This window comes from Mycoplana dimorpha (genome assembly GCF_003046475.1).
Lineage (GTDB): Bacteria > Pseudomonadota > Alphaproteobacteria > Rhizobiales > Rhizobiaceae > Mycoplana > Mycoplana dimorpha.
On record NZ_PZZZ01000002.1, the window covers coordinates 502838 to 523567 of the forward strand.

Here is a 20730-nt window from a genome sequence, read left to right on the forward strand (position 1 = left end):
CGCGCCGGCGTGGAAGAATCGTCATATAGTGGGGCATTGGCGCTGCGCGCCGTTGCGTAGCGAAGTGGGAACAATGGGTATGGGCCGCGAGACTGATGCCGGCACAGGTGCTGACATGCGCGAACTTCTCTGCGCGGTGGGCTCACGGCGCGACATCGACGCCTACGAGGTTCTCTTCCGCCACTTTGCACCCCGCGTGAAGGCGTACATGGCGCGGATGGGCGGCGACAGTCAGCTGGCCGAAGAACTGATGCAGGAGACAATGATCGCCGTCTGGAACAAGGCAGACCGGTTCGATCCGTCGAAAGGCGCGGCCTCGACCTGGATCTTCACCATTGCCCGAAACCTCCGCATTGATGCGTTTCGACGTGAAAAGCGCCCCGAATTCGATCCCAGCGATCCTGCCTTCGTGCCCGACGACATGGCCCCGGCCGATGCCGAGCTCGATGCCCGCGAGGCCTCCGAGCAACTGCACGAAGCCATCGCTGCCCTGCCGGAGGAGCAGGCGGCGCTGCTGAAATTGTCCTTTTTCGAAGACCAGTCGCACAGTGCGATCGCGGCGCGCCTCAACCTTCCGCTCGGGACGGTCAAGTCGCGCATGCGGCTCGCCTTCGACAAGTTGCGGGCCGCGCTCGCCCGTTCGGGAGACCTATTGTGACCATCCGTCACCATGTCAGCGACGACCTGCTCTTGAGCTATGCGGCCGGCAGCCTTGCCGAAGGCTGGAGCATAGCGGTTGCCACGCACCTTGCCCTCTGCCCCGCCTGCCGCCGCCGCCTGGCCCTGGCCGAAAGCATCGGCGGCGAGCTGCTCGAGACCGAAACCCTTGCCGACCATGGTTCCGTCGATGACGCCTGGGCCAGCGTGCGGAGACGCCTTCAGCAGCCCATGAAGCCCTCGGCACCCGCGCGCGAAACGCCGCCCGCACGCCAACCCGGCGGCTTGCCGGAGCCGCTCCGCTCCTACGTCGGCGGCGACATCGAGACGCTCGCATGGCGGTCGCTCGGCCGCGGCGCCTACCACATACCGATCAGGACCGCGGATCGCGAGACCAAGGTGCGCTTGCTGCGGATCCCGGCGGGCAAGCCGGTGCCGGAGCACAGCCATGGCGGCCGCGAGCTGACCCTGGTGCTCAGCGGCAGCTTTGTGGACGGTGACGAAATCTTCGCGCGCGGCGACCTTGAGGACGCGGACGCAAGCCTGACGCACCAGCCTGTCGCCACGCCCGAGACCGACTGCATCTGTCTTGCGGTGACGGACGCGCCGCTGAGATTCCGCAGTTGGGCTGTGCGGGCGATCCAGCCATTCCTGGGGATTTGAGCGGGCGCCCTCGCCCTTTAGAGCGCCGAGAGCATCGATGATCGCAAGCTACGTCACCGCCTATGCCGCAACAGCCGTTGTCTTCTTCGGTATCGACTTCGTGTGGCTGTCGACGATATCCACCAGCTTCTACCGCAGCCGGATCGGCAGCCTGCTCCTGGAACAGCCCAATTTCAGCGTCGCCGGTCTCTTCTATCTCGTCTATGTCGCCGGGGTCGTGCACTTCGCGGTGATGCCGGCAGTCAATGGCGCGAGCTGGACGACGGCGCTGGTCAATGGCGCACTGCTGGGGCTTGTTGCCTATGGCACCTACGACATGACCAACCTGGCGATACTCAAGAACTGGTCTGCCACGGTCAGCGTTGTCGACACGATCTGGGGTGTGGCGCTGACGGCTACTGCGGCAACCGTCGGATACCTCGTTACGACCTGGATGGCAGGCAAGCCTGTGTGACCTGTTTTGCCGCCCAGGCAGCAGCTAGACCTGGCAGTGACGCAAAATCTTTCACAACGCCTTTAGGCGCCCGTCAGTTCATAACCACCACGCCGGCTGTAAGAGCCGTGGCGAACGCAGTCCATGCCGCATAAGGCAGAAACAGAATGGCTGCGACCCGATCCCTTTTCCAGGCAGTCGCGATAAAGGCCAGCACGGCCGCCAATGCAGCAATCACCACGACCAGCGCCAGGCCCGGCTGGTGTGCCCCGAAGAAGACGGGCGACCATAGAAAATTCAGGGCCATCTGAACGAACCACAGCTTCATCGCTATGCTGTTTCGGTCGCGAACCCAGCAACGCCAGCCGGCAATTGCGATGACGATGTAGAGCACGGTCCAGACCGGCGCAAAGACCCAGTTTGGCGGCGTGAACGACGGCTTGTTCAGGCTGGCATACCATTCGCCCGGCAGGGTGACGTAGCCGATGAGCATGCCTGTCAGGACCACCGCCAGCACGAAGACCAACAGGGAGAAAGCTTTAGGCATCAGGTTTCCTTTCAATCTGAGCTTGACGACGACGACGAGCGACGGCCGCGGGCGGAGCGGATTCCTTATCAACGGCCTTGCCGCGTCCGGCGGTGGCGTCGATCTGCGCTCGTAGCGATCGTTGCGCGTCTTCGCCGAGCGGAAAATTCCACATGACCGCTATGGCAGCTGCCTTGGGCAGAATGGGAAGCCAGGCATAAAGCGCTGAGAGCGTGACGAGGGCCATCTCCGGCATCCGCTGACCGCCTGAAGTGTCGAAACCCGACCAGGCAAGGACGGGAAACACCAGCCCGACGCTGAGCGCGAGCGACAGCTTGGTCGCAAGGCCCCATGCAGCGAAATAGAGGCCTGAGCGCTGTTCCCCGGAATTTGCCGTGTCGTAGTCGATGACATCGGCCTGGATCGCCGGCGGCAAGGCGAGGTCGAAACCCAGCAGCAGGCCGGTTGCCGCGCAGATGATGGTGAAGGCGACGATGTCGCCCGCGCCGAGGAAACCTGCAAAGACGAAAACCGCGCAGGCGATGAGCATCGCCCAGCACCATGTGCGGTGCTTGCCCGCCTTCGACGAAAGCCAGACGGCCAGCGGCACGCCGAGGATCCCGAAAAGGAAATACAGGAACAGCAGAGGACCTCGCAGTTCGGCAGCATCGAGCCGTTCGGAGACGAAGTAGAGAAACAGCGTCGCCGGTATCGCATTGCCAAAGCCATTGAGCAGAAAGGCGACGACGAGCCGGGCGAATGGCCGGTTGCGCGCGACAAAGCGCAGGCTGTCCGCCAGGCTCAGCCGTGTCGTCGAGCGATTGGCCGGCTCCGGCACGGTCTTCACGGCGAGCACGCCGGCAGCAGGCAACAGCACTGCCGTCAGGACAGCGACGGCGGCGAGGCCATGGAAGCCGTCAATCCGGTCGAGCCCGACCGCGAAGGGCAGCACCACCGCAATCAATGTTCCGATCAGGGTCGCCCCTTCACGAAAGGCGGAAACGACCGAGCGTCCGCGATAGTCCGTCGAAAGTTCCGCGCCCCAGGCGGTGTAGGGCAGGAGCGTTGCAGTATAGCCGACCGAAAGCAATGCGCCCCAGAAGCCGAGATAGCCGACACCAGCGCCTGAAGAGGGCCAGAACACCATGAACGCGGCCAGTGCCGTCAGGGGCAGGGAAAGCAGGAAAAATGTCCGCCGCCGCCCGGACCCGATGAACAGGCGATCGCAGAGCCAGCCGATAATAGGGTCGCTCGCCGCGTCGAGGAGCCGGATCAGCAACAGGGCTGTTCCGACGGCAGCGATGGGGAGGCCGACATTCTGAGCGTAGAAGGTGGGCACGACGACGTAGAGCGGCAGTGCCACCGCTGCCAGCGGTATCGCCGGCAACGCATAGCACGAAAGCATCACCACCTGCGCCCACCGGCGCTTGTCGGGCTTGCCCATCTAGTCGCCGACGAGCGCTGTGCCGCTTGCGCCATCATCACGCAGCCATGAGATCTTTCGCTCGCCCAGCCGCCGGATCTTGAAGCAGAACCGGCGGCCGTTGTACCAACTCGGCCATTTCTGGCAAAGCGAGTTATCCTCGACCCACCAGCGGCCCTCTTCCTTCGGTGCAAACATGCTGGCCGCCGAAATGCCCGAGATATCGCCAACGACAACGCCGTCCGTGCGATACCGCAACGGCAGGGCAATACCGAAAGGCGTGTTCAGCCGAACCGTCTCTCCGGCAATCAGCTTCCTGATCTTCGGGCCGTCCAGTTCCTCGCTAGAAGCTGCCCCGGCGGTCAGGCACAGCGTGGACAGCGCGAGCAGCGACAGTCTTGTTGGCGCAGGATTTGACATGATCAAGGCCTTCCTCATGTTGCAGGTTCCGGCTTTGCTGGTCTGGTCGGTCTTTGCTGGTCTGGCCGGTCCGGCCCGGCTTCAGCGGCGTTGGAATTCCACACGGGTCAGGGCCACCGGGAACCCGAACTTGGTCACGAGCGCCGTGTTGAGCACCGTGCCGTCGTCTCGCAGCTTCATCGCGTCGTAAAAGCGCACGCGGTTGCCCTTTCCTTGCGGGTCGAGGTCGACAAGGTAGTTGAAGCGGGCCGTGTCGCCGCTGATCGTGACCAGGGTTTCCCCGATGACGTCCTCGCGTCTGCCGCGATACCGGTCGTTGCCGATCTTTTCGAAGCGCCAGGTTTTCCGATCGCGCTCGCCATCGTCATAGATGAAATCCTCGACCAGGGTCAGCGTCTTGCCGTTCCACTTGCCACGAAGATCGGCGGTGAACTTGCGCTTGACGCCATTGATGGCACTGAAGCTGCCGGCAGCAAATGTTCTGCCGGCAAAGTAACCTTCCAGCGAAAAGCCGCCTGCCGCCGCGGGTGCCAAGCCAAGCGACAGTGTCATCGCCAGGCCCGCCAGGCCGATTTTACCGCTGCGCATCGCATGCCTCCGCCCCTGAATGATCTGAGTTCAGCGGATGTTACGGTGCGAGAAGCCGGCTGGATCACCTGCGGTAGCGGACCAGCCTTGAGAATCGTTCGGCTTCGCCTGGTACCCGGCGAGCCGGTTTCCGTGCTCGGACCGTCCCAACCCGGCCCTACGCGGCGAGCTGCAGATACATCAGCCGGAGGTTACTGCGAGGGACGTGGGTATGACCCGCTGAGCACACGGGCGCTATGCCTCCATGCCTTACCGGGGCCTTCTGGCCTGCAACGACCGTCAGGTCTTCGGTTGTGCCTTGCCGGTTTGCGGACTTGTCAGTTGGTTCGACCCGTAGACGCGCGCCCCCCAGCTGCGCGGATCGGCGCCGGCCAAAGTCTCGACAGCCACCGGGAAGCCAACCTGCCGGCGCCTTGCGGCCGGGTTTCGCCCGGAGCAGGCGCCGTCGGTCGGTGAGCGGTCTTGTTCCAGAAGAACGGCTTTCGGCAAAGTTCGGCCACAGCCAGCCAGGCCGCAACCGACATCATCAGCCAGTACGCCCCGACCAGCAGCCAGCGCCAGCCGACGGACGCGCGCTCCTGCCGGCTCATCGGCATCAGGCCAAGAGCGATGAAGACGGCATAGCTGCCGAAGATATTGACGAAGTCCACGGCGAACAGGCCGATCGCCAGGCCGCTGGCGACGAAAGGCCCGTCGCCGGCCATCAGCCAGCCGAGATAGCCGACATAAAGCATGAGCAGCGGGTGGGCGAGCGACGACAGAAGCAATCCGCCGATCAAAACCTGCAACACGGCGAACGGCAGCAGGCCCATGTCGCCGGCCAGCTGACCCGGCCGGCGCATCAGCACGAGCCAGGTCTGTAGCCAGCCCTTGAACCAGCGGGTGCGCTGACCGGTCCAGGTGCGCAGGTCCTCCGGCGCATCCTCGAGCGTCGGCAGACGCAGGGTGGCAGAGCGATAGCCCATCCGATGAAGGCGCATGCCGAGGTCGGCATCCTCGGTAACGTTGAACGGGTCCCAGCCGCCGCTGCGTTTCAGCGCCGCCGTCCGGAAATGGTTCGATGTTCCGCCGAGCGGCATCGGCAGTCGCCCTGCGGCCAGGAACGGCAGCAGGCGGCGGAACAGTCCCGCGTATTCGAGCGAGAACAGCGCGCTCACCCAGGATGCGCTTCCGTTCGAGATGACGAGGGGCGCCTGCAGGCAGGCCAGTTGATCCGGCGCTGACCGGAAGGTCGCCCAGGCCTCGTTGAGCTGCCCCGGATGCGGGCGGTCCTCGGCGTCGTAGATAACGAGAAACTCGCCGCGGGCCGCCGGCAGCGCATAGGAAAGCGCTTTTGGCTTGGTGCGCGGCAGGCCGGGAGGCACCTCCACGATCTCGTAATGCGGCCCGAGCGGCAGCGAACGCAGCGCTTCGAGGGTTTCGAGGTCGTCCGCCTCGCAGATCAGCTTGATGTCGAGGCTGGCGCGTGGCCAGTCGAGCCTGTCCAGAACCGCCACCAGTTGGCGGGCGACCGCGGCCTCGCGGTAGAGGGCGACGAAGACCGAGTAGACGGGACGCGGTGATGTGGGGACCGGCGCCGTCGGCGTGGCCCCATTGCGTAAGGGGCGGACAAGCGCCCAAAACCGGATGCCCAAGGTGGCCAAGAAAAAAGGGGTCAGGACCAGGTGCAGGGCGAGGATGGTATTGGCGGGCGCCAGCGCGGCGGTGAACAGCAGTGCGGTGAGGCCGGCGCCGACATGGAAGCCCTGACGCCCCCAAAAGGTGAGACGGGCGCTGTGTTGCGGGGCCTCGTCGAACAGCCGGTTGACCGTTTCGCGTGAGCGTCGCGGCGCCCCGGCGCGCCAGACGGCGCTGCGGACCGCCTGCGGCGTCGCGACGACCAGGTGAGCGCGCAGCTTCGGCTCCCTTGCGAGCGCCGCCCGGAACTGTCCGATCCGCGCGGTGCTTGGCACGACTGCGGTGACCGGCGGCCGCGAGCGAAAGGTCATGCGAAGCATCTCCGGGCGGACCAACTGGCCGTCTATTTCATTGATGTCGAGAACCTCCCGCTCGTCGATGCTGCGCAGAAAGGGCAGGCCAAGAAGCTCGGCAAGCGCTTCGTAGTAGGTATCGCTCTGGACCATGCCGGAGGCGAGCAGTTCCGCCTCGAGGCTGGTCCCGTTCCGCGTCGCCCGCACGGTATGCTCCAGGATCAGCGGCTTGCCGAAGCCGAGCCCGCGCAACAGCCGCGCCTCTTCGAGAAGATCCGGACGGAGCGAGGCCGTCGCCGTCGCACCGGTTGCGGATGCGCCGTCGGGCGGTCGTTCCACGGCCGCCGGGATTGCGGTGGAAATGGACGACTGATCGGGATAGTCTGCCAATCGCATGCGGCTAGCACCGCATCCTCATGACGCGGCGTCCCCTCTAAACCCCAAGTTGATAATAATGCGGCAAACGCAATTTTCTTCAACAAAAATTTACGCTGTCATCGCGCTCTGCGTGTTGCAGGGGGTATGGACCGGCACGATCGCGGCAGCCGCGGAGCGGGGCTTGCCTGATTTCCCCACGAGTTTTGACAGCCGCGAGCGGCTTGCCAAGCCCGATCTCTCCACGCTGCAGCGACTGCGGTTTCTGACGACCGTCGACTTCCCGCCGTTCAACTTCATCGATCAGACGGGAAAGCTGGCCGGCTTTCATATCGATCTGGTGCGCGCCATTTGCCACGACCTCGAAATCGAGTCCAAATGCCAGATCCAGGCGCTGCCGTTTGCCGAATTGCGCGACGACCTTGAAAAGGACGCCGGAGAAGCGGTGATCGCCGGGATGGCGGTCACGTCTGGCCTGCGGCGCGACTTCACCTTCTCGCGGCCGTATCTGCGGCTGCCGGCGCGCTTTGTCGTACGCACCGCCGCTGCGCCTGCCGGCGACGGTGCGCGGGCACTTTCGGGCCGCCCGGTCGGCGTCGTGCGGTCAAGCGTGCACGAGGCGATGCTGAAGGCGTATTTTCCGGCGCTCCGACCCGTCCCCTTCGACCGGCAGGGCGACCTATTCTCGGCTTTGAAAAGCGGGGGCATCGATGCGGCATTCGGGGACGGCCTGCAGATGGCCTTCTGGATCGCCGGCTCGCAGGCCGAACAATGCTGCCGGCTGTTCGACGGCCCGTACTTCTCAGAGCCGTTCCTCGGCGAAGGGCTGACGGTCATGACCCGCAAGGACCAGCCCGCGGTCAGCGCTGCGATCGATCACGCCCTGCTGTCACTCACCCGCAGCGGACGACTGGGCGAGATCTATCTGCGATACTTCCCCGTCAGCATCTACTGACACGGGTTTTCCGGAAGGGTGGGAAGCGGTTGAAGGGCCGGGAGGTGCCGTGTCAGACGGGGACCTCTTCTACCCGAGCCGGCGAAAGCGGGCGATCGCGGCGCGCTCGATCGCCGCGCAGGTGAGCTTGTCGAGCCCTAGTCGGTCGCGCAGCATCTGCAGCAGGCGGATTTCCTCGTTGCGGATGCGGTGGTCGGCGGCGGCGATCTCCACGGCGAGCGCATAGGCGGTGTCGGCGAGCCGCGGCGGAATGCGCTCGCGGATCACTTCGAGCGTGACGTCGAGGCCCTCGGGAGCGGACAGCAGTGACGCGCATTCGCGTGCAATGTGAATGATGCTTTCGTCATCGAACCCGTCGAAAACCGGCAGCACGCGAGCGAGCCGGCCGATCCGGGCGAGTTCGGTGTCGGTCATGGCGTTGTCCACCGCCGACATCATCACCATCACCTTGATCAGGGCTTCCTGCTGTTCATGGCGTCCGGTCATTGGTTTTGATCCTCCGGCTGCTGCCGTGTTTCGCCGCCGCTTGTACCGGTGTTGCCGGACGCGGCGGCCTTGCGGCGGCGGGGGTCGGGACTGTAGAGCCCGCGCCCGGCAGCGCGCGCGGCTGCGGCATGCGTTTGGAGCGGAGCGCCCGGCGCCACCTCGGCCCAGCCGTTTTCAGCAAGCCATTGCGACAGGTCCTTGCCCGCCAGCGTGCAGTGCGCGATTGCGGTGCCCGACCATTGCGCGGCCGGCACGTCGCAGTCGATCGTGCGGCCACGAACGAGATTGGCGAAAGCGGTGCGCGCCATGCGGCCGCAGGGCCATCCTTCGCCGGAACTGTCCGTGCACTGCCGGGACACATCAACCGGCAGGATCCCGTCGAGCTGCAGCTCCTTGCCGCCGATGTTGAAGCGGCCGGCAGCGAGAACGATCGGCCGGGTCAGCGTGATCGGGGCGGGCGCAGGGGCGGAGGTGTGGGCGTTGAAGGATGGGACCGGCGCCACGCTCTTGTCCGGCGCCGGCGGGGCGATCAGAGCCTTTTCCGCCGCGGCATCGGCCTCTGCCTCCGGCGCGGGGCTTGTGCCGTCCGCGGTTCCGCTGGCGTCGGGGGGCAGGAGCATGGGAATATCCTCCTTGTCCCCATCGTTGGCGACAAGGCTGGCATCGGGAACTTCAAGGGCGAAGTCGCTGCCGCCCGCCGTCTCCCGGTTGCCGATCCGGACGGCGCCGAGGCCGATAATCACCGCTGTCAGGCCGACGCAGGCGAGGCCTCCGACAACGGCACGGACCGGCGACACGGGGGCAGGCGAGGTCGCGGCAATCCTCATTGGCTGGCCCAGATGATCCGGGCCATCCAGTCGATCTCCTGGATATCGAAGGACCGGTTCGGATGCTCGGGATTGAGCGACAGCAGTTCGATGGCGCGCGGGCTCTGCCGATGCAGCACCTTGGCCATCACCTCTCCCTCGCGTGTCCTGACGACGACCCGGTCGCCGCGGCGCACCTGCGCGCCCGGCTCGACGATCAGCACGTCGCCGTCGCGGTACAGCGGCATCATGCTTTCGCCCTGGACCTCAAGTGCATAGACGCCCTGTTTACGGTCCGGAGACGCCGGAAACTCGACCACGTCCCAGCCCTGTCCGGCGGGAAAGCCGCCATCATCGAAGAAGCCGCCGGCGCCGGCCTGGGCGAATCCGAGCAGCGGGATCGTGCCGGGCTGGGGCGGGAAGATCCCCTGCGGAAGGTTCGCCCCGCGGCCGCCCGCGGTCGCAAGGCCGATGAACTCGTCGATCGTGGCACCGGTTGCATCCAGCACCTTGGCGATTGATTCCGTCGACGGCCAGCGCAGCCGTCCGTCCGACCCCAGGCGCTTGGACTTGTTGAACGATGTCGGATCCAGCCCCGCGCGCCGGGCCAGCCCGGAAGGCGAAAGCCGATGGCGCTCCGCAAGGGCGTCGATCGCCGCCCAGATCCTTTCGTGGGAAAACATCGTCTCTTGTCCTGGTCCACGGCCGGTGACGCCGGTCCGATTGGGTTGCGAGCATAGCCGAACCGGCGGTCGCCGTAAAGAAAAAAGGAATATAATCCTGAATGCCGGCGCGCCGTTCAACCGGCGTCCACCCATGTTGCTCTGGCACGCCCCGGCAAGACCCCGCCACGGACAGAGAGAGCGAAGCGGCCGAGCGGCTGCAGGCGGCGCATCGGCGATTTCTAGCCTCTTTCGCAACGCGCCGGCCGGCGCTATCTAGAGGAAGGGCGCATCGGTCCGGCGCCCGGAGTCCCGCCCGTGCACAATCGCATCCTTTCCGGCATTTTGCTGACGAGCTTTTCGTATTTTCTGTTTTCCGTTCAGGACGCGTCGGTCAAGTGGCTCGTTGCGGCGCTGCCGGTCTGGCAGGTGCTGTTCGTTCGCAGCGTCACGATCCTGGCGCTTTGCACGGCTATCGGGAGAGGACCGCTCCTGCGCCGCGCCGCCGGCTCGCCGATCGTCAAGCCGATGTTTGTGCGCAACCTGCTCTTGCTGGCCGCCTGGCTCTCCTTCTACACGGCCTCGCGTGACCTCGGGCTCGCCGAGCTGACGACGCTCTATTATGCCTCGCCGATCGTCGTGACGATCCTGGCAATCCCGATCCTAGGCGAGACCGTGCCGTTGAACCGGTGGGTCGCGGTCCTGACCGGCTTTGTCGGCGTCCCGATCGCCTGCGACGTGTTCGGCAAGGGACTGAGCATATCGCTGCCGGTCTATCTCGCCCTGCAGGCTGCCGTCTTTTGGGGAATTGGCACCATCCTGCTGCGCAAGACGGCACTGGCGGAAAGCACGATGGTGCAGATGACCATTTCCAGTGGCCTGCTCGTGCTGTTCACCGGCGTCGTCGCCCCCTTCGTCTGGTCGCCGCTCGGCCTTGCGCAGACCGCGTTGATGGCCGGCACCGGCGTTCTCGCCGGCATTGCGCAGTTCGCGCTGTTCGAAGGCATGCGCCGGGCGGAGGTGTCGCTGCTGGCGCCCTTCGAGTATTCGTCTCTGGTCTGGGGCTTCGTGCTCGGATTCCTCGTCTGGAATGAGGTGCCGACCGGCAATGTCTTTTTCGGCGCGGCGCTGATCTTTGCTGCCGGCATGGTGATCATCGCGGCCGAACGTTTCTCGGGCCGCGCGGCGGCGGCCCGAGACGGGGCCTGAAGCGAAGTCGGCCGGGCGGCCTGCGCCCAAGCGGCTTTTGTTCCAGGCTATTGCAGGTTGCCGTCGCCGCTGCGGTCCGCGGCCGCGAAGTCGGCCATGACCCGGTTCATGAACTCGGCCTTGCTGAGAACACCGTCGGAATTGGCATCCGTGGCGGCGAACTGCGCCTTGGTGAGAACCGCCTCGACTTCTGACGGCTCGAGCCGGCCGTTCCGGTTCCTGTCAAGGTTGGTAAAGGCCGCCTGCATGAAGGCCTGGTATTCCGAGCGCTGCACCACTCCGTCCTTGTTGGAGTCGAGTTGGTCCTTCTGCCCCTGCTGCATCTGCGCCGTTTGCGCCGTTTGCGCCTGGGCAACCGAGAATAAAGTTTGGCACGCCACAAGGACCGCCAACAAAACCGCCGGCTTCATGCGTTCACCTATATCTGCAAGTCAGGAGATTGCCGACGACCCCGCCCAAACCGATACCGCCGCCGATGGCGGCAATCTGCCCGGTTCCGGCACCGATGGTGGCGCCGGCCATGCCGCCGACGATGGCGCCGCCGACTGTTCCGGCAACGCAGGCAAACTCGGTATTGAAATCGATGACGCTCTGGGAGACCGGCTGCGACTGGCAAGCCGACAGGGCAAACGCGGCACTGACGAGAATGGTGGCCGTATGTATTTTCATCTTACCCTCCAAGTATTCTTTCGCTTGTCACGGAATCGCCGGCCGGGTCGCAATCGGATTTCGAGAATATAGCGGAGCTTGGATGACCCTGCGGCAGCGGCTGATCGTCGATTGCATGCATTCAAGTGAAGTGCCGTAGGCACAATGCAATGCAGGAGCGCGGGCCAAATGGCATTCGCAACTCGGGGGTTCGCTCCACGCCATAAGTGTGGGCGCCGACATCCTATAGTCGACCTGATATGATGGCAACTTGAGGACGATCAGGTTCTATTACAGGCGTTCACATCGCAAGGCTGCCGTGTCTGGCATTCCCGGCAGATCTGCCGTTGGAGGCAAGAAAAAATGCTGTGGGCCCCTCTCCATCACCCAGATAGGGGCCCGCCGGTGGTCAGAAAACGTTGGCGACCGAGTGGCCGAGCGCCAGAGCCCCGGCATATTCGGATTGCGGCCCTGCCTGCAGCGGATGGAAGCGGGCGCCCTGGATGTCTCGAAACCGCCGTTCGAGGCCGTTGATGCGGTAGAAACCGGCCCCGCCGGCCAGTTCCATCGCGAGCTCGACGGTGGCGATCGCATGTTTTGCGACGAGCGACCGACCGATCATCACCTCGTTGACGCTCTCGGCGGACGGTGCGTTGCGCTCGACCGTCTCGATCATCCAGCGGTGCGCCAGCTGGGCGGCGCGGAGCGCGGTATCCATCCGTCCGGCCAGGCTGAGCAGCGCGGCACCGGGATGCTTCTTGCGCGCGATGCCGATTGCTATGTCGCGGGCGCTTTCGGCAACGCCGAGATAGGCTGCATAGATGAGCGGGAAGGCGGTGGTGGCGATGATCTGGAACATCGGATGCCATTCGCCGGCCCGGCGGGTGAAGGCGACGCCGGCGTCGGTAATGAACAGGTTGTCGATGACCACGTCGTTCGAGCCGGTGCCGCGCATGCCGAGCGCCCGCCAGGTTTCGACGATGCTCACTTCGGGGGCCTTCATCGGAGCGGCGAAGTGGATCACGGCGTCCGGTCCGTCGGCGGTCTCGACGACGGCGCCGGTCAGGAGCAGGTCGCCGGCCTCGGCTCCCGATGTGAATACCTTGCGCGCCGAGACCCGGTATCCGCCCTCGACCCGGATCGCCTTGCCCGAGCCGCCGATCCAGTCCGACCCGCCGCTCGACAGCAGGATCAGCCGCTCGGTGGCGACACGTTTCAGCAACGGCTCCACGGCTGCAACATGTTGGTGGCGCCACCGCCAGGCGGGAATTGCCACCTGATGGGTGTGCATCGAGAAGGCCAGCGCGGTGGACGAGCAGGCGTGCGCCATGACGCGCAACATATCGGCCAGCGCGCGGACCTCGGCGCCGCCGCCGCCCAGTTCGCGCGGCACGCCGGCCTCGACCAGGCCCGATTGCTTGAGCAGTTCGTAGTTCTCCGCGACGAACTGGTCGTCCTCGTCGAAGCGAGCGGCGCGCTCGGCAAGGACCGGCGCCAGCACTTGGGCGATCGCGACCGGATCTCCGGATGCCTCCGAGCGCGTATTGGCATCCTGCGGCGAAGTGTATGCCATCGTGTGCATGAGCTCTTCCTCCTGCGGTTCTGCAGCAATGTTTGGTTGGCGCATGATGTTTTCCGGCAACCGTTCTCCAACTGCCGGGAGCGGAAACTGCCGGACCATGGAAGGCTCCTCCGATCCCGCGCGTTCGTCCAGTTCAGGAACTGTACCGGCAGAATGGCGGCCGTCAGCGTTTTCCTTTATGATCCGCCCACCACGTGTTGCCGGGTGATGGGCATGGTCGATCATGCAAGCTACGGGCAGTTCTGCCCGGTTTCGATGGCCGCCGAAATTCTGTGCACGCGCTGGACCGTGCTGGTCCTGCGCGAATTGCTGTGCGGGACGACCCGCTTCAACGATCTGCGGCGCGGCGTGCCGCGCATGTCGCCGGCACTGCTGTCGAAGCGTCTCAAGGAACTGGAGCGCGCCGGCGTGGTCGTCACCGTGCCGGGCGAGAAGGGGGGCATGGAATACCGGCTGTCCCCGGCCGGCGAGGACCTGCAGCCGATCATCATGGGAATGGGGTTCTGGGGCCAGCGCTGGGTGGATTCGCAGATTTCCCTGAAGAATCTGGACCCCTCGCTGCTGATGTGGGACATGCGGCGCAACCTCAATCCGCAGCCACTGCCGCGCCGACGCTGCACGATTCAGTTCCTGTATCCCGAACTGCCGCCGAGCCGGCAGAACTGGTGGCTGGTCGTCGACGGCGGCTCGGTTGACCTGTGCGGCTTCGATCCCGGTTTCGAGATCGACCTGTTTGTGACGAGTTCGTTGCGAAGCATGACGGCGATCTGGATGGGCATATCGCGCGTCCGCCGCGAACTCGAGGCAGGGCACCTTGAATTCGAAGGCGATCCGCAGATCGCCGCCGCCATGCAGCAATGGCTGGGTCTCAGCAGGTTCGCGGCGGAGCCGGGCCGCTCGTCCTGACATTTACGTGATCGCCGCGCACGATAAAAAGGCTTTCGCCACCTTAAACTTGAAAGGGCCCGGACTTATATGGCGCCCATGTGCGCCTTTGCGTGCGCGAGAATGGATAGTGGGAAGAGTTGGCATGCAGCGTTTTGGAAAGATTTTCGCGATGATCGGCGTTGCCGTGATGGTGATGGTAACGGCCGTCGACGTGGCGGAGGCCCGCCGGGCCGGCGGCGGCGGTTTCGGCAGCCGGGGCACGCGCACCTTCTCGCCGCCGCCCGCGACCCGTACTGCCCCGACGCAAACCGCTCCGATCGACCGGACCATGACGCAGAAGCCGGCCGGCCAGCAGGCTCCCGGCGCCAACCAGCAGACGGCGGGCGCCAACCGTCCGGCGGCGCAGCGGCCGGGCCTGTTCGGCGGCCTCGCCGGCGGGCTGCTCGGCGGCCTGATGCTAGGCGGCTTGGTCGGCATGCTGATGGGCAACGGTCTCGGCGGTGCTGCGGGCTTCCTCGGCCTGCTCCTGCAGGCGGCACTGCTGTTCGCCGTTGTGTCGCTTGCGATGCGCTTCTTCCGCAGCCGCCAGCCGGCTTTTAACGGCGGCACTGCCGCCGGAACCGCCGCGGGCGGCCCGTTGGGCGGCCTGACGGGCACGGCGCGCACGGCGGAGGGCGGCACGGGGCCGTCGTTCTCGATCCCGCGGATCGGCGGCGGCCTTTCGCCGCGTGCCGCAGCGCCGCAGCAGGCCGACGAGATGGGCGTTGGGCAGCAGGATCTCGACCAGTTCGAGAAGATGCTGAAGGAGGTTCAGGCCGCCTATGGTGCCGAGGACTATGCCGCCCTTCGCAAGCTGACGACGCCCGAGGCGATGTCGTGGCTCGCCGAGGAGCTGAGCGACAACGCCACCGGCGGGGTTAAAAACGAAGTGCGGGACGTCCACCTCCTTCAGGGAGACGTGGCGGAAGCCTGGCGCGAGGATGACGGCACGCAGTATGCCACCGTCGCCATGCGCTACGAGAGCATCGACGTGCTGCGCGACCGCGCCACCGGCAAGGTGGTGAGCGGCGATCCGGACAACCTGACGGAGTCGGTCGAGGTCTGGACGTTCCAGCGCAAGCCGGGCGCCGACTGGCAGGTTTCCGCCATCCAGGGCACCGAGGCGGCCTGACGGGACCGTCACCCTCTCTCACTTTCTCCAGGAGCCGGCGCCATGCGCCGGCTCTTGCGTATCCGAAGTTCCGTGCCGATGGTTGAAACAGGATTTCTGTTTCGATTTCCGGTTTCGTGCGCTACACGTCTGTCATGGACAGCATTCAGTTCCGCAAGGCCGAGGTCCGGGATCTCGCCGCCATCATCGCCTTGCTTGCCGACGATCCGCTGGGGGCGCAACGGGAGCAGGTGAGCGGATCGCCGGCCGCCGCCTATGAGGCGGCGTTTGCCGCGATCGATGCCGATCCGAACCAGTTGCTCGCCGTCGCGGTCGACGGTGAAGAGATCGTCGGCACGTTGCAGCTCACCTTCATTCCCGGCCTTTCGCGCCGCGGGGCCTGGCGCGGCCAGATCGAGGCGGTGCGGGTCGCACGCGCCCGACGCGGGGAGGGGCTGGGGCACCGCTTGTTCGAGTGGGCGATCGCGGATTGCCGCGCCCGCGGCTGTGGGCTGGTGCAGCTGACGACGGACAAGGCTCGCCCCGACGCGCACCGCTTCTATGAAGACCTCGGCTTCGTCGCCAGTCATGTGGGCTACAAGCTTTCGCTTTGATCCTTGCGCGCCTGCACAAGCCGGCGGATGCATGTGCATCCCGATTAAAGGTTGTGCCGCGTGTCCCCGTCCGCCTCGCGGGCGAAGGCTGATCCATGCGAGTTTCCGCCGCATGCCGTAGATTAACGGCCTTGTTGTCCCGCACCGTTTTGTCAGGTTGCGGCGCGTGACCTGTTACGCGCCGAGCAGCAGGCGTTCGGGGATATTACTCCCTGCACATTGATCGCAGCACACTTCCGTAGGAGGCGCCGATGGTTCGTGCCACGCACATGCTGACTGTATTCCTGTTCACCCTCATTCCGGCGGCGGCGCTTGGTCAGAGCACACAGCCTGCGCCAACCCATGTTCCGTTGCAGAAAACGATCGGCCAGGCGAAGCCCGACATTGTGCCGTCGCTGATCGTGCTCAATTCCAACGGCGCGACCCTGGCGGGCGACACGCTGACGCTGACCGGTGTGTCGACAAACGCCGTCATATTTTCCGATCGTCCGGTGCGGTCGGCCGGCCACGCGCTGACGGATCACCTGCTGGAGGAATGGTCGCAAGGCAGCGACAGTTTCGCCAAGGACCCGCCGAACGCGACAGTTTCGGCCTTCAGCAAGGACGGCAAGACGATCCGCGATGCCGTCGTCGTGCTCAAGTCGCCCAAGCGCGAGGGTGACCGGCTGGACTTCGCCGTGGAGGTCCTCGAAGGCAGCCTCGATGGCCCGACGGCCCGGCATCGGTCGTCATCGACATCATTGGGCTGCCGAGAACGCCTGCGTCCTTCGCCGGCGTCGCCCGCCGGACCGCCTACCGCGGTGCGTGGTACGCGGGGGCAGCGGAGGCCGGGGCCTACGGGGCGGCGCAGTATTATCGCCCCTACGCCCCGCCGCCGCCGTGCGGCTACTACCCCTATCCGCCCTGCTATTGAGCCGGGACGTGCAACGGGAGCCAGGTGAGGGCGGGTGCCGCAGTGCCCCGTCCTTGCGCGTAGCTTGTAACGGGCAGTGACGGCGGCAGGCTATGCCGCCGCCTTCTTTCCATATGGATCAAAGCGGCCGTAGAACGTCTCGCCCTTGGCCGCCATGTCGCGCAGCAGCGGCGTCGGCTTGAAGCGATCACCGTAGCTGCCGGCAAGCTTATCGCACAGCGCGACGAAGGTTTTGACGCCCATGCCGTCGATGTAGGAGAGCGTGCCGCCTGTATAGGGGGCAAAGCCGAAGCCGAGGATCGAGCCGACATCGGCCTCGCGCGGGTCGGTGACGATGCCTTCCTCGACGGTGCGGGCTGCCTCCAGGGCGATCGTCACGAGCAGCCGCTCCTTCAGCACCTTGACGTCGAGGTCCTCCGGCTTCTGCTGCGGATAAAGATCCTTCAGTCCCGGCCAGAGGCGCTTCTTTGCCGGCTTCGGCGGGTAGTCGTAGAACCCCTTGGCGCTCTTGCGCCCCAGGCGGCCGTCTTCGACAAGCCTCGTCACCAGGTCCATGTGGCGGGGATCGACGGCCTCCGGCCCGAGGTCGGCGAGCGCCGCCTTGAAGATCTTGTAGGAGAGGTCGACGGCCACCTCGTCGTTGAGCGACAGCGGCCCGACCGGCATGCCGGCCATCTTCGCCGCGTTCTCGATCATCGCCGCCGGAACGCCTTCGATCAGCATGTCGTAGGCCTCGCCGATATAGCGGAAGACGCAGCGGTTGACATAGAAGCCGCGCGTATCGTTGACGACGATCGGCGTTTTTTTGATCGCCGCCACGTAGTCGAGGGCCGTGGCGAGCGCCCTGTCGCCCGTCTCCTCGCCAAGGATCACCTCGGTCAGCATCATCTTTTCCACTGGCGAGAAGAAATGGATCCCGACGAACTGGTCGGGGCACTTCGAGTTCTTAGCGAGCCCCGTGATTGGCAGCGTCGAGGTGTTCGAAGCCAGGATCGCGCCTTCCGGAAGCACCGCCTGGATCTTCTCGGTCACGGCCTTCTTCACCTCGCGATCCTCGAACACCGCCTCGATCACCAGGTCGGCGTCGGAAAGTGCGGCATAGTCGGCGGTCGGCGTGATCAGCGACAGCAGCTTTTCGCCGTCCTCCTTGCTGATCCGGCCCTTGGTGACGCTGCCGGCGACGAGGTTCTCGCAGACGGCCTTGCCCTTGTCGGCCGCTTCCTGGTCGCGGTCGATCAGCACGACGGGAATGCCGGCCGCCGCCGTCACATAGCCGATCGAGGCGCCCATGAAGCCGGCGCCGACGATGCCGACCTTCCTGAACTCGGCCCTCGGTACGGCGGCGGGCCGGCGCGCGCCCTTGCCCAGTTCCTGCATGGAGATGAATAGCGAGCGGATCATCGAGAAGGCCTCGGTGGTCTGCAGGATATGAGTGAAATAGCGCTGCTCGACCTTCAACGCGGTGCCGAAGGGCAACTGCAGGCCCTCGTAGACGCATTTGAGGATCGCAAGCGCCGCCGGGTAGTTGCCGGCGCTCTCGCGCCGCAGGATGGCGGGTGCAGCCGGCCATAGCTGGGCGGCAGCCGGCGTCCAGATGCCGCCCCCCGGCGCCTTGAAGCCCTTCTCGTCCCATGGGGCCATGGGCTTGAGCCCGTCGAGGATCATCTTCCTGGCAGCCGGGATCAGTTCCTCGGGCGCAACGACCTGATGGACGAGGTTCATCGCCTTGGCGCGTGCGGCCGACAGCGACGAGCCCGTGGTCATCATCTGCAGCGCATCCTGCGTATTGGCCAGCCGCGGCACGCGCTGCGTGCCGCCAGCGCCCGGGAAGATGCCGACCTTGACCTCGGGCAGGGCGAACTTGACCGACTTCGCGTTCGAGGCGACGCGGCCGTGGCATGCCAGAGACAATTCAAACGCGCCGCCCATGCAGGTCCCGTTGATCGCCGAGACCCAGGGCTTGCCACAGGTCTCGAGCTTCCGGAACAGCCCGCTCATGCGGCCGGTCAGCGCGAACAGCTTTTCGACGGCGTGGGCCGGATCCTTCGCCTTCTCCTCCACCTGCAGGGTGAACAGCGCCTTGATCATCGAAAGGTCGGCGCCGCCGGAGAACGAGGACTTGCCGGAGGTGATGACGACGCCCTTGACCGCACCGTCTGCGACCGTCCGGTCGATGATTGCGTCGAGTTCGTCCATCACCTCGACGGTGATGACGTTCATCGACTTGCCCGGCATGTCCCAGGTGACAAGCGCGATCCCGTCGGCGTCGGTTTCGACGTTGAAGTTCTTGTAATCGGTCATTGCGGGATTTCCTCTTCCCTGAAATCTCTGGCGTTTAGAACAGCTCAATCACCCGACCTCCGCTTCGCTCGGCCACCCTCTGCCCGAGGGGAGAGGAGGATCCGAGACATCGCGGCAAATTCCTCTTCTCCCCTCGGGAAGAAGGTGCCCGAAGGGCGGATGAGGGGGATTACCCTCAAACCCGCTCGATCACCGTTGCCGTCCCCATGCCGGCGCCGATGCAGAGCGTCACCAGCGCCGTGTTGAGGTTGCGCCGCTCCAACTCGTCCAGCACCGTGCCGAGGATCATTGCGCCGGTGGCGCCGAGCGGATGGCCCATGGCGATCGCCCCGCCGTTGACGTTGATCCGGTCGTGCGGGATCTCGAACGCCTGGCAGTAGCGCAGCACGACGGCCGCAAAGGCCTCGTTCAGCTCGAACAGGTCGATGTCGGAAAGCTCCATGCCGGCGCGCTTTAAGAGCTTCTCGGTAACGTCGACCGGACCGGTGAGCATCAGCGCCGGGTCGGAGCCGATATTGGCGAAGGCCTTGATGCGGGCGCGCGGCTTCCTGCCGAGGATCGCGCCACCCTCCTTCGAGCCGATGAGCACGGCAGCCGAGCCGTCGACGATGCCCGACGAGTTGCCGGCATGATGGACGTAGTTGATCGCCTCGATCTCCGGGTGCGCCTGGATGGCGACGGCCTCGAAGCCGCCCATCTCGCCGGGCATCTGGAACGAGGGGTTGAGCTGGGCGAGTGCCTGCATGTCGGTGCCGGGGCGCATGTGCTCGTCGCGGTCGAGGATCGTCAGGCCGTTGAGATCCTTCACGGCGATCACCGAATTGGCGAAGTAGCCCTTGTCCCAGGCGTTGGCAGCGCGCTTCTGGCTCTCGACCGCGTAGGCGTCGACGTCGTCGCGGGAGAAGCCATATTTGGTGGCGATCAGGTCGGCCGAGACGCCCTGCGGCATGAAATAGGCGGGGAAGTTGACGGATGGGTCCATGTACCAGGCGCCGCCGGACATGCCCATGCCGACCCGCGACATGCTCTCGACGCCGCCGGCGATGACGATGTCGTCGGCGCCCTGGGCGATCTTTCCGGCGCCGAAGTTGACCGCGTCGAGGCCGGAGGCGCAGAACCGCGAGATCTGCATGCCCGGCGCCCGCGTCGAGTAGCCGGCTTCGAAGGCAGAAGCCTTGGGAATCACCGCGCCGGCGTCCATAACCGGATCGACGCAACCCATGATGATGTCGTCGACCTTCGAGGTGTCGAACTCGTTGCGATCGCGGATCGCCTCAAGGACCTTGGCGGCGAGACGGACGGAGGGCACCTCGTGCAGCGCCCCGTCCTTCTTGCCGCGCCCGCGCGGGGTGCGCACGTGGTCGTAGATGAAGACTTCGGTCATGGATCTCTTCTCCCTGCGGCGCCGCTGCGCCTGAGATGCTTTTGGTTCCGCCGCTCTGCGGCCTCCCACTTTATAAG

General features: G+C 65.5%; 21 protein-coding genes and 1 pseudogene. 9 read left to right on the forward strand and 13 right to left on the reverse strand.

What is annotated here, in order from left to right:
* Nucleotides 1-79: 79 nt before the first annotated feature.
* From C7449_RS05995 to C7449_RS06005, 3 genes are read left to right on the forward strand one after another with little or no spacing between them, the layout of a single operon-like run.
* Nucleotides 80-658 (forward strand): sigma-70 family RNA polymerase sigma factor, encoded by a 579-nt coding sequence (locus C7449_RS05995; protein ID WP_210204703.1) that lies wholly within the window; start codon nucleotides 80-82, stop codon nucleotides 656-658.
* Nucleotides 655-1320: a ChrR family anti-sigma-E factor gene (locus C7449_RS06000; RefSeq protein ID WP_108001863.1), complete on the forward strand. Its 666-nt coding sequence runs from the start codon at nucleotides 655-657 to the stop codon at nucleotides 1318-1320. Before C7449_RS05995 ends, C7449_RS06000 begins: the two co-directional genes overlap by 4 nt.
* Before the next feature lie 37 nt (nucleotides 1321-1357).
* Nucleotides 1358-1774, forward strand: coding sequence for a DUF2177 family protein (locus tag C7449_RS06005; RefSeq protein WP_108001864.1), 417 nt, complete (start codon nucleotides 1358-1360; stop codon nucleotides 1772-1774).
* Between the two features lie 73 nt (nucleotides 1775-1847).
* Here the strand turns inward: C7449_RS06005 and C7449_RS06010 are convergent, their stop codons facing one another.
* The 5 genes from C7449_RS06010 to C7449_RS06030 form a co-directional block, all read right to left on the reverse strand.
* Nucleotides 1848-2300, reverse strand: coding sequence for a TspO/MBR family protein (locus C7449_RS06010; protein WP_108001865.1), 453 nt, complete (start codon nucleotides 2298-2300; stop codon nucleotides 1848-1850).
* Nucleotides 2293-3723, reverse strand: a complete 1431-nt coding sequence (locus tag C7449_RS06015; protein WP_210204700.1) for an MFS transporter — start codon at nucleotides 3721-3723, stop codon at nucleotides 2293-2295. Before C7449_RS06015 ends, C7449_RS06010 begins: the two co-directional genes overlap by 8 nt.
* Complete coding sequence (locus C7449_RS06020) at nucleotides 3724-4140, reverse strand: hypothetical protein (protein ID WP_245414293.1); 417 nt, start codon at nucleotides 4138-4140, stop codon at nucleotides 3724-3726. It abuts the gene before it with no gap.
* 63 nt (nucleotides 4141-4203) lie between these two features.
* Complete coding sequence (locus tag C7449_RS06025; protein WP_374828156.1) at nucleotides 4204-4710, reverse strand: DUF3833 family protein; 507 nt, start codon at nucleotides 4708-4710, stop codon at nucleotides 4204-4206.
* A 317-nt stretch (nucleotides 4711-5027) separates the two neighbouring features.
* Nucleotides 5028-7076 (reverse strand): glycosyltransferase, encoded by a 2049-nt coding sequence (locus C7449_RS06030; RefSeq protein ID WP_108001866.1) that lies wholly within the window; start codon nucleotides 7074-7076, stop codon nucleotides 5028-5030.
* Nucleotides 7077-7134: 58 nt separating this feature from the next.
* On the opposite strand from C7449_RS06030, the gene C7449_RS06035 reads away from it, so the two are divergent.
* Entirely contained in the window at nucleotides 7135-8010 is an 876-nt protein-coding gene (locus tag C7449_RS06035; RefSeq protein WP_374828167.1) for a transporter substrate-binding domain-containing protein, read from the forward strand.
* 69 nt (nucleotides 8011-8079) lie between these two features.
* Here the strand turns inward: C7449_RS06035 and C7449_RS06040 are convergent, their stop codons facing one another.
* The 3 genes from C7449_RS06040 to C7449_RS06050 are packed head-to-tail and all read right to left on the reverse strand — an operon-like array spanning nucleotide 8080 to nucleotide 9985.
* Entirely contained in the window at nucleotides 8080-8496 is a 417-nt protein-coding gene (locus C7449_RS06040) for a tellurite resistance TerB family protein (protein WP_108001868.1), read from the reverse strand.
* Nucleotides 8493-9323, reverse strand: a complete 831-nt coding sequence (locus C7449_RS06045; RefSeq protein WP_108001869.1) for a thermonuclease family protein — start codon at nucleotides 9321-9323, stop codon at nucleotides 8493-8495. The genes C7449_RS06040 and C7449_RS06045 overlap by 4 nt, the downstream gene beginning before the upstream one ends.
* On the reverse strand, nucleotides 9320-9985 hold the full coding sequence (locus tag C7449_RS06050) for a S24 family peptidase (RefSeq protein WP_108001870.1): 666 nt from the start codon (nucleotides 9983-9985) through the stop codon (nucleotides 9320-9322). The genes C7449_RS06045 and C7449_RS06050 overlap by 4 nt, the downstream gene beginning before the upstream one ends.
* A 297-nt stretch (nucleotides 9986-10282) precedes the next feature.
* Here C7449_RS06050 and C7449_RS06055 point away from each other — a divergent pair, with 297 nt between their 5' ends.
* Nucleotides 10283-11173 (forward strand): DMT family transporter, encoded by an 891-nt coding sequence (locus C7449_RS06055; protein ID WP_108001871.1) that lies wholly within the window; start codon nucleotides 10283-10285, stop codon nucleotides 11171-11173.
* Between the two features lie 47 nt (nucleotides 11174-11220).
* Here the strand turns inward: C7449_RS06055 and C7449_RS06060 are convergent, their stop codons facing one another.
* From C7449_RS06060 to C7449_RS06070, 3 genes are all read right to left on the reverse strand, one after another.
* Nucleotides 11221-11583, reverse strand: coding sequence for an EF-hand domain-containing protein (locus C7449_RS06060; protein ID WP_108001872.1), 363 nt, complete (start codon nucleotides 11581-11583; stop codon nucleotides 11221-11223).
* 4 nt (nucleotides 11584-11587) lie between these two features.
* Nucleotides 11588-11842 carry a hypothetical protein gene (locus C7449_RS06065; RefSeq protein WP_108001873.1) on the reverse strand — a complete coding sequence of 85 codons (255 nt, stop codon included), beginning with the start codon at nucleotides 11840-11842 and terminating at the stop codon, nucleotides 11588-11590.
* Between the two features lie 388 nt (nucleotides 11843-12230).
* Nucleotides 12231-13394 carry an acyl-CoA dehydrogenase family protein gene (locus tag C7449_RS06070; protein ID WP_108002082.1) on the reverse strand — a complete coding sequence of 388 codons (1164 nt, stop codon included), beginning with the start codon at nucleotides 13392-13394 and terminating at the stop codon, nucleotides 12231-12233.
* A gap of 222 nt (nucleotides 13395-13616) precedes the next feature.
* Between C7449_RS06070 and C7449_RS06075 the strand changes: the two genes are divergently transcribed.
* The 4 genes and pseudogenes from C7449_RS06075 (at nucleotide 13617) to C7449_RS06090 (ending at nucleotide 16968) form a co-directional block, all read left to right on the forward strand.
* Nucleotides 13617-14309, forward strand: a complete 693-nt coding sequence (locus C7449_RS06075; RefSeq protein WP_170115809.1) for a winged helix-turn-helix transcriptional regulator — start codon at nucleotides 13617-13619, stop codon at nucleotides 14307-14309.
* 124 nt (nucleotides 14310-14433) lie between these two features.
* A complete protein-coding gene (locus C7449_RS06080) occupies nucleotides 14434-15462 on the forward strand; it encodes a Tim44 domain-containing protein (protein WP_108001874.1) in 1029 nt (342 codons plus the stop codon).
* A 134-nt stretch (nucleotides 15463-15596) separates the two neighbouring features.
* Entirely contained in the window at nucleotides 15597-16055 is a 459-nt protein-coding gene (locus tag C7449_RS06085; RefSeq protein WP_108001875.1) for a GNAT family N-acetyltransferase, read from the forward strand.
* A gap of 269 nt (nucleotides 16056-16324) precedes the next feature.
* Nucleotides 16325-16968: pseudogene (locus C7449_RS06090) on the forward strand (hypothetical protein).
* A gap of 90 nt (nucleotides 16969-17058) precedes the next feature.
* On the opposite strand, the gene C7449_RS06095 reads toward C7449_RS06090, so the two are convergent.
* Complete coding sequence (locus tag C7449_RS06095; protein WP_108001876.1) at nucleotides 17059-19269, reverse strand: 3-hydroxyacyl-CoA dehydrogenase NAD-binding domain-containing protein; 2211 nt, start codon at nucleotides 19267-19269, stop codon at nucleotides 17059-17061.
* Nucleotides 19270-19444: 175 nt separating this feature from the next.
* Complete coding sequence (locus C7449_RS06100; RefSeq protein WP_108001877.1) at nucleotides 19445-20653, reverse strand: acetyl-CoA C-acetyltransferase; 1209 nt, start codon at nucleotides 20651-20653, stop codon at nucleotides 19445-19447.
* Nucleotides 20654-20730 lie beyond the last annotated feature (77 nt).

Coding starts and splice junctions, on each gene's coding strand:
- C7449_RS05995 (WP_210204703.1), top strand. CDS start 80: ATGGGCCGCGAGACTGATGCCGGCACAGGTGCTGACATGCGCGAACTT.
- C7449_RS06005 (WP_108001864.1), top strand. CDS start 1,358: ATGATCGCAAGCTACGTCACCGCCTATGCCGCAACAGCCGTTGTCTTC.
- C7449_RS06010 (WP_108001865.1), bottom strand. CDS start 2,300: ATGCCTAAAGCTTTCTCCCTGTTGGTCTTCGTGCTGGCGGTGGTCCTG.
- C7449_RS06015 (WP_210204700.1), bottom strand. CDS start 3,723: ATGGGCAAGCCCGACAAGCGCCGGTGGGCGCAGGTGGTGATGCTTTCG.
- C7449_RS06020 (WP_245414293.1), bottom strand. CDS start 4,140: ATGAGGAAGGCCTTGATCATGTCAAATCCTGCGCCAACAAGACTGTCG.
- C7449_RS06025 (WP_374828156.1), bottom strand. CDS start 4,710: ATGCGCAGCGGTAAAATCGGCCTGGCGGGCCTGGCGATGACACTGTCG.
- C7449_RS06030 (WP_108001866.1), bottom strand. CDS start 7,076: ATGCGATTGGCAGACTATCCCGATCAGTCGTCCATTTCCACCGCAATC.
- C7449_RS06035 (WP_374828167.1), top strand. CDS start 7,135: ATGCGGCAAACGCAATTTTCTTCAACAAAAATTTACGCTGTCATCGCG.
- C7449_RS06040 (WP_108001868.1), bottom strand. CDS start 8,496: ATGACCGGACGCCATGAACAGCAGGAAGCCCTGATCAAGGTGATGGTG.
- C7449_RS06045 (WP_108001869.1), bottom strand. CDS start 9,323: ATGAGGATTGCCGCGACCTCGCCTGCCCCCGTGTCGCCGGTCCGTGCC.
- C7449_RS06050 (WP_108001870.1), bottom strand. CDS start 9,985: ATGTTTTCCCACGAAAGGATCTGGGCGGCGATCGACGCCCTTGCGGAG.
- C7449_RS06060 (WP_108001872.1), bottom strand. CDS start 11,583: ATGAAGCCGGCGGTTTTGTTGGCGGTCCTTGTGGCGTGCCAAACTTTA.
- C7449_RS06065 (WP_108001873.1), bottom strand. CDS start 11,842: ATGAAAATACATACGGCCACCATTCTCGTCAGTGCCGCGTTTGCCCTG.
- C7449_RS06070 (WP_108002082.1), bottom strand. CDS start 13,394: ATGGCATACACTTCGCCGCAGGATGCCAATACGCGCTCGGAGGCATCC.
- C7449_RS06075 (WP_170115809.1), top strand. CDS start 13,617: ATGGTCGATCATGCAAGCTACGGGCAGTTCTGCCCGGTTTCGATGGCC.
- C7449_RS06080 (WP_108001874.1), top strand. CDS start 14,434: ATGCAGCGTTTTGGAAAGATTTTCGCGATGATCGGCGTTGCCGTGATG.
- C7449_RS06085 (WP_108001875.1), top strand. CDS start 15,597: ATGGACAGCATTCAGTTCCGCAAGGCCGAGGTCCGGGATCTCGCCGCC.
- C7449_RS06095 (WP_108001876.1), bottom strand. CDS start 19,269: ATGACCGATTACAAGAACTTCAACGTCGAAACCGACGCCGACGGGATC.
- C7449_RS06100 (WP_108001877.1), bottom strand. CDS start 20,653: ATGACCGAAGTCTTCATCTACGACCACGTGCGCACCCCGCGCGGGCGC.